The following is a 15,695-nucleotide window of genomic DNA, read 5'->3' as shown; positions in this document are numbered from 1 at the left end:
CAGGAGCAGAGAAAGTGAAGAGATTCATTCCGTGTATGGCTGTGCTGTGTTCCGGTCTGCTGATGTGTTCAGCGGTACACGGCGCGGATGTTGAAGTAAAAGGGCAGTTGGTGTTTGAACCATGCACCTTATCGCAGGCGAGTGAAAATATCACGCTGTCGTTCGGTACGATAGTCAAAAACTATTTTTATACCGCAGACCGGACACCGCCGGAGCCGTTCAGTATTGAGCTGGAAGGATGTGATACCACTATCGGTAAAGAAGCCTTTATCACGTTTCGCGGGGCTGAAAGCAGCGCGCTGCCGGGATTGCTGGTGCCGGATAACGGCACATTACCGGGATTGGCGATCGGAATCGAAACCTCGGCAGGGCCGCTGCCGCTGAATAAAACCAGCCCGGCATATGCCCTGAGTGACGGCACAACCACACTGAATTTTCAGGGGTATGTGCAGGCAGAGCCGGATGCTGTTAAGGATAAAACCCTGACGACAGGTGTGCTGTCAGCGACAGCCACGTTTGAAATCTCATATCCGTAGCCCGCAGGGCACAACACAGACAGGACAGTATTATGACATTCATAAAACGGTTTAACCGGCAGGCTGCGCATACCCTACTACCGGGCTGGATGTTATTAGCGGTAGTGAGCCTGACGGTATTTCCCGCGCAGGGTAAAACCGGTGATGAAAACCGGCTGAAAATAAATATATCCGGTACGGTGATTGCCACCGGGCGCTGCACATTCAGCAATCAATCATCACCGGATATTAATTTCGGGGATATTCGTTTTTCCTCCGTATCCGGTGTAAATAATATTACCGGTAGTTATATCAGACCGCTGGACAGCGGAATGACCTGTACCGGTGATACAGCAGGAAAGACCCGCTTTCGCCTGGACTCTGCGCGGGGTGATACCGTTGATGATGCCGGTCATAAATTGCTGCCTGTCAGTGTCGGCAGCACACCGGTAATAAATGCAAATCTGGGGATTCGTCTGCTGGTTAACGGAAAACAGCAGGATATTAATACTGATTTTAACGTGGATATTCTGAATCTGCCGAAGCTGCAGGCCGAATTAGTGCAGGTACATCCTGATGATAATACATGGATAAACGGACAATCCATTACATCACAAGCTATTTTAACCATGACTTTTGATTAACCGGGAAATAATGAAAATGAAAAAATAATAATAGTTATGTTATCCGGTTTTTTCTTACTGGCAGCATGGTCAGTGCAGGCCGGGCAGGAACAGACCGGTGATAATAAAACCTTTAATTTTACCGGTACACTGAGAGCGCTGTCTGTCTGTACGGTAAATAATAATCAGACGATTACAGCAGATTTTAAAAATGTCGGTATTAATAAGCTGGACACGAAAGTCTACAGCCTGCCGCTTAATTACACACTGGATTGTCCCGGAGTTAATCCGGCAAATACGCTGCGGATGATCTTTATGACATCCCGCCCGTCGGTATCTGATCCGTCAGCGATTGAAAGTGATGTCAGCGGTTTGCTGGTACGGATTCTGAAGGACGGACAGCCGCTTGAGTTAAATAAATTTTTCAAAATCGATGATGTTACGCAGCGGCCAAAGCTGGAAGCACTGCTGGTAAAAGTGCCGGGCATGGACTTAACACAGTCTCCGTTCCGGGCCACCGGCACGCTGGTGGCGGAATATTTGTAGGAGTAAATGATGAATAAATTAATGATACGTGTGGCGGCGCTGTTTTTTCTGCTGATGGTGTCTCAATCTGTATATGCAAGAGGCTGGGTGGGTGCAAGATCACCTTGTGCAAAAGGAGGTCACGAGGTCAGTCCGGGGTCGGGGATGGGGATGGATTGTGAATGGAGACACTCTGCCGGTGCTTATTATGGTGTTAACCAGCGTGTTGAGATAAGACCGAATATGTTTACCGAGGGTGATGATCAGGCTTATGTGCCGCTTTCCGGCCTGTTTGAATTAAAAATGTACTGGTGTCCCTTACCGGAGAATATGGATACCTGCAGCAGAGCAAACGGGACATTATTGTTATCGGGTGGTGTGGTTAAGCTGAACTCTTCTATCCCATTGAAAAAACAGGATATTGTTAAGCGGTTTGCCGGTAACAGATCGCCATCAGCAGGCGGGTATTGTATTACACTCAGTGACGTTAATACCGGTTATGAATACAGAGGTAATCTGGGTTACGGGCCTGACGGCCGGGGTATATTTTGCGGGGATGTGTATAAATTACCTATGGAACCCCCGAAATGCCTCCTGAATAATGGCGCTGATCTGGATGTCCTGCTGGGTAAACTGGAACGGAATAATATTGCGGTAAAAGCCGGTTCATCTGTTCAGTCTGTTTCCAAAGATATTTCAATAAACTGCAGCGGAAGTATGGCTTACAACGCCAATATGGAATTGAAGTATACCCCGCTCATCGTCGGTGGTGAGGAAATCATCAGCACGACAACGAAGGGGCTGGGAATAGCTGTTATCTATAGCGGTAATGTTGTCAGGCCGGGGAAAAGCTATCCGCTGAGTTATCAGCCGGGTATTCATACCCTGAAGCTGGGTTTTGAAGCAGTGCGTGACCCGGCTGTTGCGGCGACAGACCTGAAAACCGGGGATTTTACGGCGAATGCTGTTTTGGTTTTCACGGAGCAGTAATCACAATTTAATACTGCGGAACCGGGCCACATTACTGGCGGTATATAACACGGTGTGCTGAATATTACGGTGACCGAGATAATCCTGAATTAACCGGGTGTCTGTTCCTCTGTCCGCTAATGCATAACCGCAGGCATGGCGCAGCATATGAGGATGTGCCGCAATATTCAGATCGGCGGACAATCCGCTGTCGCGGATAATCCTGAATATCTGCTGGCGGGATAACCGCCCGCCTTTACGGGAAAGAAAAAGCCAGGGTTCGGCATAATGTACAGATGTATTCCGTTGTTCCAGCCACTGTATCAGTAATTGATATTCAAGGGACTGTAAGGGCTGATTGGTGCTTAATCCGTTTTTCAGCCGGGTAATATGAATGGTTTTTTCATCCATATTAACATCACTGAGCATTAATCCGGTCAGTTCACTGGCCCGTAATCCGTGACTGAAACAAACGGCAATCAGACATTGATTACGAATATGGTTAATTGAGTCAGGTAATGATGATATTAAGGAATGAACCTCCTGTTCACTCAGGTGTTTTCGTTCTTTCATGGAAATATTCGGTATAGTTATTAAGGTCAGGTTTTATTATTTATCTGACGTTATCACAAAATAAACAGATGTCCTATTTTGTATTGTTATTGAATTGATGTTGTTAATGAATGGAATTGATAAATTATTGCTGATTTATCTGACGTTAATAACATTTTTTGTTATCTGACTTTCATTTTATTGTTGTGTATTGTGTTTTTTATTGCTTTTTTTATTTATTTTAACCGGAATTATTTGGCTATTGACAGGTGTTTCTTTTAATTTTTACTGGTGAGATAAATTTAAATTTATTCAGGTGGTAAATTTAAATTTATTTTTATTTTCTTCCCGAATGTATTTCCGGGGGATGTTATTTCTGAAGGTAATAAATATGACAGATATTCTATATGATTCCGATATGGCATCGGTAAACCGAGCTGTCGGTGGCCGGCTTTTTTGCAGACGAAAAGCGCTGGGTTATTCAGGACAGCAGATTGCTGCCTGTCTGGGGATCAGTCAGCAGCAATTATCCCGTTATGAACGGGGGCAAAGCCGGATTAATGTCGGCCTGCTGGTCAGGGCAGCAGATATTTTAAAGACACCGGTCGGCTGGTTTTTTGCCGGGTGTCAGGACAACGCTTTATATGAAGAAAGTCTCAGTGTTCAGTCTGATATTTATACAGCGGCATCAGTGACATCAAAATCAGAATATCTCAACTGAGAGAAAGCGGCTCCGCCGGTATTGCGGAGCCTCAGATTGTTGGCAAAGTCCGGGAAAAAACAGGCCGGGATTTTGTCAGCAATCTTATATCAGAACATCAGCTCTTTTTCACAAACTCAGATTTCAGTTTCATCTGACCAAAGCCATCGATTTTACAATCAATATTGTGGTCACCTTCCACTAAACGGATCCCTTTGACTTTTGTGCCGATTTTCAGCATGGATGAGCTGCCTTTGACTTTCAGGTCTTTGATGACTGTCACGGCATCGCCGTCCGCCAGTAAATTGCCGTTGGCATCTTTGACGATCAGTTCGTCGCTTTCCGCTGCCGGTTCGGCATCATTCCATTCGTGGGCACATTCAGGGCACACATACATTGCACCGTCTTCATAGGTGTATTCAGAATTACATTTCGGACATGAAGGTAATGACATAATGAGACTCTCAGATTTTCACAATGGGGAGCAGCAAATTGTCACACGATGGGGTGATATTTGCCCGTGGTTATGTGCACTGTCTTCAGTGCGGCCGCCAGTATAGCGGGATCGGCACCTTTTTGCAGCTTTTACCGGATAAAGAGTGTGGTTATCGCCTTTTCCGGCTCCCGGACAATAAACAGGTAAATAACGCAATAACAGCCTCCGGTTTCCTGAAAAATCCGCCAGTGCTGATAATCACCGGAGTTTATCTTTTTTTCGGAATAAGTACTCAGGGGGAGTACATAATTACGCAGCGGACTCTTATATATTGAAACTGCATTATTTTAATAACCGGTTTCTGACTTCTTTATTTATTTGTCTGTGGCACATCAGGAGTGAAATATGCGTAACGTTGTCCGTTCTTTATTATTGTCTGCGGCGCTCGTGGCCGGGTCGTTAAATACCGCCTTTGCCGATCCGCATTTAAATTTTGCCTGGCCGGTGAATGTGGGGCCGCTGAATCCGCATCAGTACGCGCCGAATCAGATGGCCGGACAAACCATGGTGTATGAGCCGCTGGTCCGTTATATGAATGACGGAACCGTAAAGCCCTGGCTGGCGGAATCATGGACAGTTTCGGATGACGGTAAAACCTATATTTTCACATTACGTGAAGATGTGAAGTTCTCCAACGGCGAAAAATTTGATGCCGCTGCGGCCAAAGCAAACTTTGATGCCATTCTGGCAAACCGCGAGCGTCACGCCTGGCTTGAACTGGCTAATCAGATTACGGCGGTTGAGGATATCGCGCCGAATCAGTTAAAAATCACCCTGAAAGATGCTTATTATCCTATTCTGCAGGAGCTGGCGCTGCCGCGTCCGTTCCGCTTTATTGCACCGTCACAGTTTAAAGACGGCGGCACCAAAGACGGTATTATTAAACCGATCGGCACCGGTCCGTGGATATTAACGGAATCCCGTCTGAGTGAGAAAGATGAATTTGTCCGCAACGAATCGTACTGGGGTAAAAAACCGGTTTATGAATCCGTTACGTTTAAAGTAATTCCTGACCCGAATACCCGCGCCGTGGCATTTGAAGCCGGTGAGGTGGATTTATTATATGGCACGGACGGTATTATTTATCCGGACACCTATCAGCGCTTTAAAAATATGCCGGGCTATACCACCAAACTCTCTGCACCTCTGGAATCACTGGTGCTGGCTATCAATACCAAAACCGGGCCGACCCGTGATTTAGCTGTGCGTAGAGCCATTAATCACGCGGTTGATAAAGATAAAATGATTGAAAAGGTGCTGTATGGCACACAATTAAAAGCTGACACCCTTTTCTCAGAAAATGTGCCGTATGCAGACGCCGGCTTAACACCGTATGCCTATAACGTTGAGGAAGCGAAATCGCTGCTGGAAAACGCCGGCTGGAAAGCGAAAACCGAAAACGGTATCCGTGAGAAAGATGGCGAGCCGCTGGTGGTGGAGCTGAATTTTGTCGGTACCGATGCGGTGGCGAAGTCGATTTCTGAAGTGGTTCAGGCCGATCTGCGCCGCGCCGGGATTGATGTGAAGCTGGTCGGAGAGGAGGAAAGCAGTATCTACTCACGTCAGAAAGACGGCCGCTTCGGGATGATTTTCAACGGCACCTGGGGTGCGCCGTTTGACCCGCACGCGTTTGTCAGTTCCATGCGTATTCCGTCCCATGCCGATTATCAGGCACAACAAGGGCTGGCGGATAAAGCGGAAATCGATGCCAAAATCACACAGGTGCTGACCACCACAGATGAAAAACAGCGTCGTGCGTTGTATCACGATATCCTGACCCGTCTGCATGAAGAAGCGGTTTATCTGCCGCTGACCTACATCACTGCCATTGCGGTGGCAAAACCGGAAATCGGCGATGTACCGTTCAGCGCGATGTCAAATGAGATCCCGTTTGATCAGCTGACACCGGCTGCGAAGTAACAGGTCCGCGATTATGATGCGATTTATTTTCCGGCGGGTGCTGCTGCTGATTCCGATGCTGCTCGGCACCTCGCTGTTTATCTTTCTGATCCTGCGCCTGGGGCCGTCTGACCCCGCGCTGGATTATCTGCGGCTCTCCAAAATTCCGCCGACCCCGCAGGCGGTGGAAAGCGCCCGTGAGCTTCTCGGTCTCGATAAGCCGATCATGACCCAGTATTTTCACTGGCTGTCTGACGCGCTGCATCTGGATTTTGGTATCTCTTATGCCACACAGAAACCGGTGCTGCCGGATCTGCTCTATTTCCTGCCCGCCACACTGCAACTGGCGGGGCTGGCACTGGCGCTGACTATTATTCTGTCTGTGCCGATGGGGATGCTGGCGGCGCGTTACCGCGAAAAATGGCCGGATCAGCTGGTGCGGGTGATTGCGTTTATCGGGGTTTCCATGCCGAATTTCTGGCTGGGGTTCCTGCTGATCCTGCTCTTTTCGATTCACCTCGGCTGGCTGCCGCCGATGGGTAAAGGGGAAGCAAAACACCTGATCATGCCGGTCATTGCTATCTCGCTGATGTCACTGGCGATTAATGCCCGGTTGCTGCGGGCAAGCATGCTTGAGGTGGCCGGGCAGCGCCATGTCCGTTATGCGCGGCTGCGCGGGTTATCTGAAATGACAGTGGAGCGCTCACATATTCTGCGAAACGCCTGGCTGCCGGTGATCACGGCTATCGGTATGCATATCGGGGAACTGCTCGGCGGCGCGCTGATTATCGAGAGTATTTTCAGCTGGCCGGGTGTGGGGCGCTATGCGGTCTCTGCCATTATGAACCGGGATTATCCGGTGATTCAGTGCTTTACCCTGCTGATGGTGGTGATTTTTGTCCTCTGTAACCTGGTTGTGGATATTATTTATGCGATTGCGGATCCCCGCATCCGCCTCTCTGCGGAGGGTATCGAATGAGCGATATGATACTGAAAGCCCCTTCCGCCTGGCGGACACTGAGCCGCAATCTTTTGTTGTGGTTTGCGCTGTTTGTGGTGGCACTGCTGGTGCTGGCCATGATTGCCGGGCCGTGGATCTCCCCGCATGATCCGGATCTGGTGGAGTTATCAAACCGGCTTCAGGAACCGGATAGTCAGTACTGGCTTGGTACTGACCATCTCGGGCGTGATATTTTTTCCCGTCTGATTGCCGGGGCGCGGATTTCTCTCGGCACTGTCGCTATCACGCTGGTGATTATTATGACGCTCGGACTGGTGATCGGCGGCATTGCCGGGTTTACCGGCGGACGGACGGATCAAATCATCATGCGGTTTACCGATGTGTTCCTGACATTCCCGACACTGGTACTGGCTCTGTTTTTAATCGGTATCCTCGGTACCGGGCTGACAAACGTGATTATCGCGATCGCATTGTCACACTGGGCGTGGTATGCGCGGATTGTCCGCGGGATCATCCTCTCGCTGCGCCACCGGGAATTTCTGCTGGCCGCACGTCTGAGCGGCGCCGGGAATGTGCGGATCTTTCTCCGGCATCTGTTTCCGGCCACCATTTCCCAGCTGATCGTGCTGGCGACTCTGGATATCGGCCACATGATGCTGCATGTCTCCGGGCTGTCATTCCTCGGGCTGGGCGTGGCGGCTCCCACCGCAGAGTGGGGCGTGATGATCAGTGATGCCCGCCAGTTTGTCCGGACATCACCGATGCTGATTTTCTGGCCTGGTTTAATTTTATTTTTCAGTGTGATGGCGTTTAACATCCTCGGGGATGCTCTGCGTGATCGTCTGGATCCGACACTGAGGGCCGGGACATGTCATTAAATCATTCTGTACTGGAGGTCAGCCATCTGTCGGCGGGGTATCTGCATAATAATCATGCCCATTTCCTGATTTCTGATCTGTCATTTTCACTGCGGCGCGGCGAAGTGCTGGCGCTGGTCGGCGCGAGCGGCTCCGGCAAATCCATGACCTGCTCTGCGCTGCTGGATGTACTGCCGCCGGGTGTGCAGAAAACACAGGGCACTATTTTGCTGGACGGACAGCCGGTCACCGGACAGGCCCTGCGCGGCAGGGAAGTGGCGTCGATTATGCAGAACCCGCGCAGTGCATTTAACCCGGTGCGGACCATGCATCAGCATATTACCGAAACACTGAAGGCCACCCGGCAGCCGCTGCATGATATTGATAAACGCATCCGTGATGTGCTGGCGGAAGTGGAACTGGGGGACAGTGAGCATATCCTGAAGCTCTATCCGTTTGAGATGAGCGGTGGCATGTTACAGCGGATGATGATCGCGATTGCGATCCTCAGCGACGCGCCGTTTCTGTTTGCTGATGAGCCGACTACCGATCTGGATCTGGTGGTGCAGATGAAAATTCTCGATTTGCTGGATCACGTAGTATCTGACCGGCAGACCGGGCTTTTGCTGATCACCCATGATATGGGTGTGGTGGCGCGTCTTGCCGATCAGGTGGCGGTGCTGTCAGACGGGAACATTATTGAAACCGGCCCGGTGGAGGATATTTTTTCCCGGCCGCGCTCACCGGTGACCCGCAATCTTATTTCTGCACATCTTTCATTGTATGATCTGGAGCTTTCCGCATGACATTGATCTCTGTTGAACACCTGAGCAAAAGCTACCAAAGCCATTCACTGATGGGAGCGGGAAAGCCGCGCTGTATTCTCGATGACATTTCCCTGACCCTGAATGAAGGGGAGACCGTTGCCCTGCTCGGACGCAGCGGCTGCGGAAAAAGCACGCTGGCACGTCAGATCTGCGGGCTGGAATATCCGGAAAAAGGGGATGTTTTTTACCGCGGAATGCCGGTGCGCAAACTGGATAAAAAACAGCTGCGGCAGTTCCGTTCGGAGATCCAGATGGTCTTTCAGGATCCGCCGGGGGCGGTTGATCCACGTTTTACCCCGGAGCAGATTATTGCCGAACCACTGAAATTGCTGACCTCACTGGATGAAACACAGCGCAAAGCCCGGACTGCGGAACTGCTGGATATGGTGGAACTGCCGCTGTCAGTACTCGGCAAACTGCCGTCGCAGATCAGCGGCGGACAGTTACAGCGCATCTGCATTGCACGGGCGCTGGCCCCGGATCCGCGTCTGATCATCCTGGATGAAGCGGTATCAAACTTGGATATTCATCTGCAGGCATCTCTGCTGACACTGCTCGGGCAGTTACAGAAAACGCAGGGGATTGCGTATCTGTTTGTCACACATGATCTGCGGCTGGTCAGCCGGTTTGCCGCACGCGTGGTGGTTATGGATGAGGGCAAAATTGCAGAAACATCGCCGCAGGGGTGTATTGAGCAACTGCGCCATCCGGCATCACTGGCACTGAAAAATGCAGTATTGCCGCCATTCCCGTCTTCCCACCGGCGAAAAACGGTATCCGTCTGATAAAAATAAAAAAAGCGCCGTGATATTAACAGGGCGCTTTTACTCATTATTTACGGTTTATACTTTACCGGAGCAACTGCATTTGGCGGCAGTCTCTTTGTGATGATGAACATCTGTGCCGCAACAGGCATCAATGGCTTTATTGATAATATCCGCCAGCTTATTGACGGTGGAAATAATTGAGGAAAGCTGTTCACACACATCGCGGCAGTCTGCATGTGAATGACCGTTATCCGGAATCACCGGCGGCGTCAGGCTGTCACAGAGAATTTCCTGTAATACCAGCAGGAAGTTCGCGATACCGGTGGTGTAGATATAAGAGCGCCCGCCGGTCTGCTCTGCCAGCCGCTGATACTCCTTTGTCACTTTGTCTCTTTCCGCAATCGACGGGAAGCGATCAAGGTTTTCCGGGCGGTCATCCGGGGTTCCCTGATAGGTGTAAACTTTGACGCCGTGAAGCTGCGCGACACCAATAGCCTCACTGTTTTTCGTGACAGCGGCACTGGTCAGTATTCCGCCGCCGCCTTCCATGCCTTCATCACCCAGCACAAAAATGGCGCGCCGGGCGCCGGGACGCCAGTCAAAATATTTACTGGCATCAATAACCGCGCGGCATAAATCCTCCTTATTCCCGGCATGGTCACGGCCATCAGCCTCTGTAAATGGTTTTCTGGCCTGTAAGTTTCCCTCGGATGCGCCTTTGCCAATCAGATAATCACTCACTGTCTGATCAAACTTTGTGCCGGTCCAGGTACCCTGAATGCCCAGGAAAGTCGCCCGCAGCTGAGACGGACAGCGGGCTGCCGCTTTCTCTATCGCTGCGTCTATTTCACGGCTCAGATCGGCGGACTCATCTGACATTGAGCCGCTGGTATCAATAATTACCACCAAATCCAGTGCGATATCACTGTTACCGCCCATGACCTGTACTACCGGGTCAATACCGGCTGCCGGTGCAGACAGATCCTGTGTGTTGAGATCCTGATTCATTGTTTTTCCTCTGTGTTTATTGCAGGTGTGTTTTCTGTGCAATTTGTTGCGCAGAGGGGCAGTATCTTTTTATTTCTCAGGGATGTATTTTCTAAAAAATAACAGAATCAGTTTATTTAGTGAGGGGGAGTCATGGCCCCGGTGACAGTGGCATGGCCGGGGCAGAAGGTGTGGTTATTTTTACAATAAAAAATCGGGTTTATTAATATTTTTATTTAAAAACAATAAATTATCTATGTCCAATAAAGTATGAACAGTATCTGATGAATCATATTGTTTTCTGAGTTCATTCAGAAAAACGATCAGTGAGATATCCAGTGCTGTGAGTATCCGGAACAGCAGGCTGACCGTCAGATTCCCTTTACCCAGCTCATAGCGGGAAACCTGTTGCTGACTGATTTCAAGTGTAAAGCCTAACTTCTCACCGCTTATTTTTTTCAGCTTACGAAATCTGTACAGCACCTCCCCGATATTTTTATTGAGTAAATCTGAATCTATGCATTGATATTTCTGCACCATTTATCTCCGTAGATTAAATCTGTCATAACAGGAATGGTTGTTATTCCCGGTAAATAATTACCGGTTGTGTTTTCTTGTCTTATTAACATGTCTGGTGTTTTTTTCAAAAAAATGAATTGTGTATCTAATGATTAAAATTAAATAACACATGTTATTTTTTGATGCAAATATAATCTTGGTATGTTTTATTATTTTCATAAATTTACATATTTGGTATGTAGTTTAATCACTTTTATTTGACACAGCGCAAAATATAAAAAATCTCTCATGTTTTACATGAATTTTTTGTTGAAATTTTTTATTCGATCTTTTCGTGTCATTGTCTGACAAGACATGTTAAGCAAATCGTGAGCATAAAATGCGTTATTTTGTCTGTAATAATGGGCGTTTTTCAGTATATTTCGCCATCAGTATAATGTGACAATATTAAATTATTGCTTGTTTTACAGTTATTTGTATTGTTTTTATCACAGAGGGAGTGTGATGGCAGCGGTATTATTTAATTGTTAAATTTTATGCGGTCACGCGTTAAGAAAACAAACATCTGTAACAAAATTCTGTTTGTTTTGATTTCAATGCATTAAATTTTGTTTAAATTGCGATTAAGTGACATTTCATGCTATTGTTAATCCAATTATAGATAAATAAAGAATAAACATTCCGGGGATTTTGTTACTAAGTAATGTTTACTTACATCTTTCATATTAATTCATTGAAATATCAGTTAAAAATAATCAAAACAATTTATTAACATCATTATCATAAAAATATCTTATCTATTATCGTGGTTGTAATAACAGATAAACACACGTAATGTGTAACGTAAATATAACCTGAATTATTTCTGATAATAATATTTATCTGCTGACTTTATATATTAATAAAGCCGGATGGATTTTATTTAATTGTTTTTTAACTTTTGTATCCTGCTTTTATTTTTGCGCCGGGAGGCTTTCCCTTATGAAAAAATATAAATCTGTAAAAAGATTCGCATTGCCGGTATCTATTATACTGGGGTCGGGATTATATTCACTTCCCGGTATAGCGGATCCCTGTACATCGGTGACAGACGGCGACGGAAAAAAACACCTGACCTGTACCTCCACTATTTATTATTACAATTCTGGTGAGCACGGCGGAACGGCATTATCCGATTATGCGAGTGTGACTATCAATACTACGCCGGAAGCGTCAATCTCGCCACTCCAGGGCTGGGCGGTTTACGGGAACAGCAGCACCTATAATTTCAATGAGCTGAATATTGAGACCAGCGGCGCCAAATCTGACGGTATCGTGACAAAAAACGGTGCCAGTAAAATCAATATTGATAAATTAACCATTAAAACCACAGGTTCTTCCGCTGATGGTCTGAACGTCGGCAAAGAGAGTAACGGCACGGTGATTACCGTGGGTGACGATGCCTATATTGATGCATTCGGGATGGGGGTGCGTGCTAACTCATCAACTATCGGCACCAACGAGAACCTGATTACCCTCGGGAAAAATGCAGTCATTATTTCGCACGAAGCCGGCAGTAATCTGGAATTTCTGGGACGCGAATTAGGCACCGGATATGCGGTTTACGCCGGGAATACCAACTCCGCAGCAACCGGGGATGCCCGTGTGGTGATCGGCGATAACAGCACCATTGTGGCAAACGGCGGCTCTGCGCATGCGGTTTATGCCAACAAAGGCGGTATTATCGAACTGGGTTCAACGAATATCCGCGCCGAAGGCACGACGGCACACGGTATTTATGCCGAAGCCGGATCGAAAAAGGTTGGTGGTGCAACAGTTACTGCGGGCAGTCAGGTATATCTCGGCGGTGATACCACCATTAATGTGGTCAGTGACGGCCGGAAATTTGCCCTGTATGCCAAAGGGGCGGATTCACAGATATCCTCTTCTGATCGCCTGTCCGGTGACAGCATCCGCAGTGTATTCACCGTTGACGGCGATATGAAAGCAGAGACAAAAGGGATTATTGATCTGCAGATGGCGGATAACAGCCGGTTCTCCGGCAGTACCAACTCACTGGAATATAATGCGGCAGGCGCGCCGAATACGACCACAAACGGTACCATTAATCTGGATATTGCCGGTGCCAACAGTATCTGGAATATGACCGCTGATTCAGTGCTGTCAAACCTGACACTGACCGGTGCGACACTCCGTTATAACTCTCCGGATGATCTGAGCGATCCGGACGCCTTTGTACCGAAAACACTGACCGTGGCTGGTGATTACACCGGTAACGGCGGCCACCTGATTATGAATACGGTGCTGAACGGGGATGATTCACCGACTGATAAACTGCTGATCAAAGGTAATTCTGCCGGAACCACTACCGTCAGTTTTGTGAATATCGGCGGGCAGGGCGGGCTGACCATACTCAACGGCATTGAAGTTATCACGGTTGACGGTATTTCTGACGGTACTTTCACTCAGAACGGGCGGATTGTTGCCGGGGCGTATGATTATTATCTGGGACGCGGTAAAAACGGCAATGAGAATAACTGGTATCTGACATCAGATTACAGCCCGGTGACACCGGAACCAGAACCAGAACCAGAGCCGGAACCGGAGCCAAAACCGGAACCGGTAGTCCGCCCGGAAGCCGGGGGATATATCAATAACCTGTATATGGCAAATAACCTGTTTAATGTGCGTCTGCATGATCGTCTCGGTGAAACCCAATATACCGATGTACTGACCGGTGAGCGCAAAGTTACCAGTCTGTGGCTGCGGAATGTGGCCGGACATTCAACCGTGAAAAGCGGCGACGGACAGTTAAAAACCGGGACAAACCGTTATGTGGTACAACTGGGCGGGGATATCGCACAGTGGTCTGATAATGATCTTAACCGCTATCATATCGGGTTAATGGCGGGTTACGGCCGCATCAGCGGCAAGACCACAAACCATGTGACAAAGACCAGAGCCAAATCTGACGCAGATGGTTACAGTGCCGGGATCTACGGTACTTACTACGCGAATGAAGCGGATAAAAGCGGTCTGTATGTTGACAGCTGGGTGCAGTACAACTGGTTTAAAAACCGGATTAACGGAGACGAATTACCGGAAGAAAAATATAATTCTGACGGTATCACGCTTTCCGCCGAAGCCGGATACAGTTTCCTTATAAATGAAACACAGGGCAGTGATGGCAGTACCAACCGCTGGTTTATTCAGCCGAAAGCACAGGTGACCTATATGGGTGTGAAAATGGATACCCATACAGAGCGGGGCGGTACCCGCGTATCGGCGACCGGTGAAGGGAATATTCAGACCCGTCTCGGGGTAAGAGTGTACGGACTGGGACAGGCGTTGCAGGATAAAGACAATGATCGTCACTTCCAGCCGTTTGCTGAAATTAACTGGCTGAATAACAGTAAGATGACCGGCGTGTCCATGGACGACGATCACGTTGGTCAGTCCGGCACCCGCAATATCGGTGAAATTAAAGTGGGGATTGAAGGACAACTGACCCGCAATGCGGACATCTGGTTTAACGTGGCGCAGCAGGCCGGCAGTGATCATTACTCGGATACACAGGGTATGTTAGGTCTGAAATACCGCTTTTAACTGTCAGTAACATCCGGCCGGGGTAACAGGAATACTGTTATCCCGGTTTTTTTGTGTCCGGCGCTGATAGTGACTTAATCATTACCCCAGCGGTTCAGAAATTCAGCGATATCATCGATACGCTGTTTATTAATACCGGCTTCAGCTGCCATCTTTTTCTGGGCTTCCTCACTGATCTCTTCATTGTTCGTCAGACAGGTGATCAGTAACTGAAAATAGTGCGCCAGTCCGTCATACTCCTGCTCTTCAACCGGTTCTTCCGATTCCAGCGCGTACTCATCAGCGATATCGTAGTATTTATCCGGTACTATATTTTCCATAAATTCCTCCGGGGTTCATGCCGGTACCAGTGGTTTGTATCACACCATTGTAGCCGATCCGGCTTCGTTTTAGCACCTTACCCGGCGCTCCATCGTTATATAATATGATCTTTCCGGAAACGGATGGCGACCAACACGTATTTACCGGCTCAGGTTTCTTTTCTTGAAAGTTGTGATTTAAAAAAGGAATAAATGAGAGGAAAGATAAAAAACCGGAAAATCGCGCCTTAAAAATGATATCACTAATACAAATGTAACTGTATTAACCGACCGGTATGCGGCAAAGCAGCGAAATGAAATCACCTGTTGTGCCGGAAGGGCACAGAGTTGATTGTGGTTGTATCCGGCGGGGACAGGAAACCTGTTTTTACAGAAGCCTGAAAAGCAAAAACCCGCCATAAGGCGGGTTCTTTGAATAGTGGTGCCGGACTCGGAATCGATTTTATTATGTATCTTATTGGTTTTTAAATTTATTTTTTGATGTGATTATATTTATACCCTCATTTATACCCTCGGTTCGGGATCATACAGTGATGAAGGACCAAAAACAGCATAACAGCAGGGTTAATAGT

The 15,695-nt window shown here is 48.0% G+C and carries 16 protein-coding genes; 11 read left to right on the top strand and 5 right to left on the bottom strand.

Annotated elements, in window-relative coordinates; all coding sequences use genetic code 11:
- Window positions 1-14: 14 nt before the first annotated feature.
- Genes GN208_RS13165 through GN208_RS13150 form a run of 4 tightly spaced genes read left to right on the top strand, consistent with a single transcriptional unit; the run spans window position 15 to window position 2,653 of the window.
- The gene (locus GN208_RS13165) at window positions 15-536 is read left to right on the top strand and encodes a fimbrial protein (protein WP_243828439.1); all 522 of its coding nucleotides are present in this window, start codon (window positions 15-17) and stop codon (window positions 534-536) included.
- A gap of 32 nt (window positions 537-568) precedes the next feature.
- Entirely contained in the window at window positions 569-1,159 is a 591-nt protein-coding gene (locus GN208_RS13160) for a type 1 fimbrial protein (RefSeq protein WP_015423000.1), read from the top strand.
- 36 nt (window positions 1,160-1,195) lie between these two features.
- Window positions 1,196-1,684: a fimbrial protein gene (locus tag GN208_RS13155; protein ID WP_101924309.1), complete on the top strand. Its 489-nt coding sequence runs from the start codon at window positions 1,196-1,198 to the stop codon at window positions 1,682-1,684.
- Between the two features lie 6 nt (window positions 1,685-1,690).
- Window positions 1,691-2,653, top strand: a complete 963-nt coding sequence (locus GN208_RS13150) for a fimbrial protein (RefSeq protein ID WP_004234932.1) — start codon at window positions 1,691-1,693, stop codon at window positions 2,651-2,653.
- Here GN208_RS13150 and GN208_RS13145 read toward each other — a convergent pair whose 3' ends face one another.
- Entirely contained in the window at window positions 2,654-3,205 is a 552-nt protein-coding gene (locus tag GN208_RS13145) for a tyrosine-type recombinase/integrase (RefSeq protein WP_004234933.1), read from the bottom strand.
- Window positions 3,206-3,575: 370 nt separating this feature from the next.
- Here GN208_RS13145 and GN208_RS13140 point away from each other — a divergent pair, with 370 nt between their 5' ends.
- A complete protein-coding gene (locus tag GN208_RS13140) occupies window positions 3,576-3,905 on the top strand; it encodes a helix-turn-helix transcriptional regulator (RefSeq protein WP_015422997.1) in 330 nt (109 codons plus the stop codon).
- Between the two features lie 97 nt (window positions 3,906-4,002).
- Here the strand turns inward: GN208_RS13140 and GN208_RS13135 are convergent, their stop codons facing one another.
- Window positions 4,003-4,338, bottom strand: a complete 336-nt coding sequence (locus GN208_RS13135; protein ID WP_004234936.1) for a zinc ribbon domain-containing protein YjdM — start codon at window positions 4,336-4,338, stop codon at window positions 4,003-4,005.
- A 387-nt stretch (window positions 4,339-4,725) separates the two neighbouring features.
- On the opposite strand from GN208_RS13135, the gene nikA reads away from it, so the two are divergent.
- Genes nikA through nikE form a run of 5 tightly spaced genes read left to right on the top strand, consistent with a single transcriptional unit; the run spans window position 4,726 to window position 9,709 of the window.
- The gene (gene nikA, locus GN208_RS13130; RefSeq protein ID WP_004234938.1) at window positions 4,726-6,300 is read left to right on the top strand and encodes a nickel ABC transporter substrate-binding protein; all 1,575 of its coding nucleotides are present in this window, start codon (window positions 4,726-4,728) and stop codon (window positions 6,298-6,300) included.
- Window positions 6,301-6,313: 13 nt separating this feature from the next.
- On the top strand, window positions 6,314-7,258 hold the full coding sequence (gene nikB / locus GN208_RS13125) for a nickel ABC transporter permease subunit NikB (protein WP_004234940.1): 945 nt from the start codon (window positions 6,314-6,316) through the stop codon (window positions 7,256-7,258).
- A gap of 5 nt (window positions 7,259-7,263) precedes the next feature.
- Entirely contained in the window at window positions 7,264-8,118 is an 855-nt protein-coding gene (gene nikC, locus GN208_RS13120) for a nickel ABC transporter permease subunit NikC (RefSeq protein WP_193756063.1), read from the top strand.
- A complete protein-coding gene (gene nikD, locus GN208_RS13115; RefSeq protein ID WP_004234946.1) occupies window positions 8,109-8,903 on the top strand; it encodes a nickel import ATP-binding protein NikD in 795 nt (264 codons plus the stop codon). Before nikC ends, nikD begins: the two co-directional genes overlap by 10 nt.
- Complete coding sequence (gene nikE, locus GN208_RS13110; RefSeq protein WP_004234949.1) at window positions 8,900-9,709, top strand: nickel import ATP-binding protein NikE; 810 nt, start codon at window positions 8,900-8,902, stop codon at window positions 9,707-9,709. The genes nikD and nikE overlap by 4 nt, the downstream gene beginning before the upstream one ends.
- A gap of 57 nt (window positions 9,710-9,766) precedes the next feature.
- Here nikE and GN208_RS13105 read toward each other — a convergent pair whose 3' ends face one another.
- Window positions 9,767-10,699: a hypothetical protein gene (locus GN208_RS13105; RefSeq protein ID WP_004234951.1), complete on the bottom strand. Its 933-nt coding sequence runs from the start codon at window positions 10,697-10,699 to the stop codon at window positions 9,767-9,769.
- A gap of 180 nt (window positions 10,700-10,879) precedes the next feature.
- On the bottom strand, window positions 10,880-11,218 hold the full coding sequence (locus tag GN208_RS13100; RefSeq protein WP_004234954.1) for a helix-turn-helix transcriptional regulator: 339 nt from the start codon (window positions 11,216-11,218) through the stop codon (window positions 10,880-10,882).
- Between the two features lie 1,062 nt (window positions 11,219-12,280).
- Here GN208_RS13100 and GN208_RS13095 point away from each other — a divergent pair.
- Window positions 12,281-14,803 carry an autotransporter outer membrane beta-barrel domain-containing protein gene (locus GN208_RS13095; RefSeq protein ID WP_243828438.1) on the top strand — a complete coding sequence of 841 codons (2,523 nt, stop codon included), beginning with the start codon at window positions 12,281-12,283 and terminating at the stop codon, window positions 14,801-14,803.
- Window positions 14,804-14,877: 74 nt separating this feature from the next.
- Here GN208_RS13095 and GN208_RS13090 read toward each other — a convergent pair whose 3' ends face one another.
- On the bottom strand, window positions 14,878-15,123 hold the full coding sequence (locus GN208_RS13090) for a DUF2543 family protein (protein ID WP_004234957.1): 246 nt from the start codon (window positions 15,121-15,123) through the stop codon (window positions 14,878-14,880).
- Window positions 15,124-15,695: the final 572 nt, after the last annotated feature.

This window comes from Morganella sp. HSTU-ASny43 (assembly GCF_022819185.1).
GTDB lineage: Bacteria > Pseudomonadota > Gammaproteobacteria > Enterobacterales > Enterobacteriaceae > Morganella > Morganella morganii.
Note: the sequence above shows the minus strand (reverse complement) of the source record. Positions and strands in the feature narration are given on the sequence as shown.